Genomic DNA, 3,911 nt, shown 5'->3' on the forward strand with positions numbered 1-3,911 from the left:
ATAGACAGGTGCTTCGACCTCCAGCGGCACGTCCTGCTCCTTCCAAACTGGCTCCAGCAGCAGGGTATGGCTAGCTGTAACCACTGGTGTTTCCTCTGCTCTGGTAATCGTTGATTTGATTTCACTCTTTGTGCCTAAGCTTTTAGTCATTTGGGCTTCATTCCCCGGCGCCCAGTACCGCTCTTTTGCAAAAGGATAAGTCGGCAGCGGAATTCTGGAGTACTGTTCATTTGAAAACAAACGCTCAAAATCTAACGGATATCCTTGCACATATAAGTCCGCAATCGTAGTTAAAAACTCCAAATACTCACGGACATCACCTGCATTTTGACAGTTTTGAATACATTCATTTCCAAATCTTTTCAAGGACGTTTGAATGCGTTGGTCTTTTTCATGCAGTTCAGAATAATAAACTTGAGAAGCACTGCCTTTATCCAGCCACCTTTTAAGGGACATAACAAGTTCACCTTGATTACGGGCAACACATGCAAGCCGATGATTGCAATGCTTTCTCCCAAGCAATAATGTATAGCTCATGTTACCGCAGTCTGCCTCAGGCTCCTGTTCGCAATAAGCAATCAGTTGCTCAACCTGGCGGCGTAATTGTTGAGAAGTTCGAGCGGACAGCGGGATGAAATACCCCGGCTTTTCAGAATGTCTTCGTTTCATACGTGGAGCCTCTTCGATAACCATATGAGCATTGGTGCCACTAGCACCAAAAGAGCTGACTGCGGCACAGCGCTTGGCTTCAGGCTCAATCAGCCAGTTTTGCAATTGCGTATTGACATAAAAAGGACTGTCCGCAAATTGAATATTGGAATTGCCTGATCGAAAATGAAGTGAAGGCGGAATCTGCTCATGCTTTAGTGACAATAACAACTTGATCACTCCTGTGATTCCTGCTGCAATTTGCGTGTGACCGATATTCGTCTTAATAGACCCGATCGCGCAATATTCCTTCTTGTCCGTATATTTTCTAAATGTTCGCGTCAATGCCTGGTATTCAATTGGATCTCCCAACTTGGTACCCGTGCCATGTGCCTCCACCAATTGGATTTGCTCTGGATGGATATGAAAAGTATCGTACACATATTGCTCCAGTCGCTCCTGAGACTTCTGGCTTGGTGCAGTAAGTCCATTCGTAGTACCGTCCTGATTGATTGCTGAGCCTAAAATTACCCCATAGATATGGTCACCATCGGCAACTGCTTCGTCAAGCCGTTTGAGTAAAACCGCGCCAACAGCCTCTCCTGGAACCATTCCGTCTGCTCTGTCATCAAAGGTATAACAGTGCCCTGTGTGAGATAGCATTCCTGCCCTGTCACCATATAAATAGCAGCGAGGGGTCGTATGAATATACACCCCGCCAGCTAAAGCCATATCCGTTTCTCCAGACCATAAGCTTTGGCAAGCAAGATGGGCGGCAACTAACGAACTGGAACAAGCTGTATCTACAGCTATCGCCGGTCCGTGAAGATTCAAGTAGTAGGAAATTCTGGCGGGAATCACGGAGCCCATATGGCCCCACAGTGCTTGCGGAGGAAGGTCTTCACCCAGCAGTCGCTGGTAATCTCCTTCGGCACAGCCTACATAAACTCCACACCGACGTCCATCTATCCCTGCACCCGCATAGCCCGCATCCTCTAGAGCATGCCATGCTTCCTCCAGAAACAACCGCTGCTGTGGATCCATGTAGGTCGCTTCCAGCCCCGAAATATTGAAAAAAAGCGGATCAAACTTATCAATATCTTCCAGAAAACTTCCATAATTGCAGTAATTCGTGTTTTTTTCCTGGTATTTTGAAAGATCCCAGCGAGTTACCTCTTTTACTAAATCGTCGCCATTTTTAAGGTGGTTCCAAAGCTCATGTACATTATCAGACCCGGCAAACCGCCCGCTCATTCCAATAATTGCAATCGGCTCTCTTTGCGCTAAGCTTCTTCCTGCATTCTCCTGTTTGGGTCTCTCTGGCTCAATGGATGCTCTTACCGTTTGAACTGGATTGAAGATATACTCCGGTTCCTCAGGCGCTTGGGTTTCATGGCTCGCATCTTTCCCATCCTCAACTGGATCAGCATCAGCATTGTGTCCCAAGACTTGTAAAACAGTGTCGCCGAATTGGCTTAAAATGTATACCGTCAGCTGTTTGACCGAACTGTAATCAAAGATGTCTGTGGTCTGCAAATGAATGCCCAGCCCCTGATTAACATCCTGTACAAAGTTGACGCCAAGAATAGAGTCCAGGCCATAATCTGCGAATGACTCATGGACATCAATCATTGAAGAGTCCACATTCAAGGCCTCAGCCAACTTCTCTACGATAAGCTCCCTGACATGCTCTTTAGCCATCTCATCAGTTACATCAGTAGCTGGTTGAATCCCTTTGTCACGCTGTTTCAATGGAGGCTTGCCAGGTTCAAGCTTCTGTTGATCCCGAAGTATGCCATCGCTTTCAGCCACAATAATTTGCTGGCCTACTTCATGCGCTTCCTGAGCGGGGAAGAAGACCGACCGGAACCCCTCGCTTTCCAATACCTCCTGCCAACGTTCAGGGTATAAACCGGGAGAGCCTGGAATGCGCAGCTCGGGGTCATTATAAAGCCACCATCCCTCCAACAGGCCAAAGGTTAGGTGGTTTAACAGCGAGTTTCCACTGATTTCATTGATAAGAATCAGGCCGTTTTTTCGCAGCGATGCTTTGACATTGCCTAATGTCTGCCGAATGTTCCTCGTGGCGTGCAGGACATTGGTGGCAATTGCAATATCATATCCGCCCGTGTCGATATCTTGTCTCACAGCCGACTCTTCCACATTAAAAATTTTATAAGTCAGGTAAGGATTTTGCGGGCCGTACTCTTTTTGCGCATGCAATAAAAATGCTCTGGATTTATCGGTATAACAGTATTCACTAATATGCTCCTGATAAGGTCGAAGCTTCCGGAAGAGCATCGCGCTGGTTCCTCCAGTGCCTGCACCAATTTCAATAATTCGAATCGACCCTGACGGGTCATGCTTAAGCCGTTCATTCAAGTAGGAAACTACAATATCCCCCAGCACTTCATTAAAGTAATCTGCTGCAGGACTATTTTTATATATACCTTCTACCAGCTTCATAGAGGACTGAGGAAAAACAATGTCAGTGGCAGGTATGTTTCCGGTCAAAATTTCCGGCAACTTGCGCAATGTTGATTCTACGAGTACAACCCAGGCCGATAGATCCGGATTTTTCAGCCATTCCCCTTTCTTCAATTCCCATTCGTTCCATACAGCCTGCAGATCAACCAAAGCTGTATCCTTTACGCTATAAGAATCTCCTTTACGGTAAAAATAATGATTCCGCGCCAATACCTCTATGCTTTCTTCAAGCCAGCGATCGTATAAATTCAGCAATGCTGTTTGGGTTTTAAAATCATTAATCATAGCTTTCTTGTCCATATGTGCATGGGGGCATAATCCCATCAATTGCAAATACCCCCATAGTAGTCTGCATAAGACATCATTCATTTCCTTCATCTGTAAGCCTCCTCATCCGATTAGTCCCTCGCGTCGCCCTATCCTGTTCCGAGTAAGCTTGGTTGTCGACCATAGTCGAAGGAATTCTTTCGTATTCAGCCGCTAGATAAGAAATATCTGGCATTTTCTTCATTTTAACACTGGCGGAAATATGATTTTGAATATTCTGGATATATGAAGGAATAGCTTGGGAATAAGGATCGTCGCTTTCATTTCCATTCATTTGCGAACTATCTGCCGCTGTTTCAGGTGTTTTTTGATCAGCAAATATATCCGTTGGCTGTACAGCTTTGGTAGATTCAATGGAAGCCTGCTTGGTTTTAATATCCGTGATCCAATACCGCTCCTTTGCAAAAGGATAGGCTGGCAGGCTTATTCTCTGCGGCTTGGCATCTCCA

Annotated in this window: 2 protein-coding genes; both read right to left on the bottom strand. The window is 45.8% G+C overall.

All coding sequences use genetic code 11. From position 1 onward, the window contains the following. On the bottom strand, positions 1-3,513 hold a 3,513-nt coding region (locus AC5V8P_RS24115; protein ID WP_495473948.1), incomplete at its 3' end, for a beta-ketoacyl synthase N-terminal-like domain-containing protein. Continuing rightward, positions 3,497-3,911 (bottom strand): hypothetical protein (locus AC5V8P_RS24120; RefSeq protein ID WP_495473949.1); only part of this gene is annotated, 415 nt, incomplete at its 5' end. The genes AC5V8P_RS24120 and AC5V8P_RS24115, both read right to left, overlap by 17 nt.

The sequence above is a fragment of the Paenibacillus sp. N119s genome (assembly GCF_059447605.1).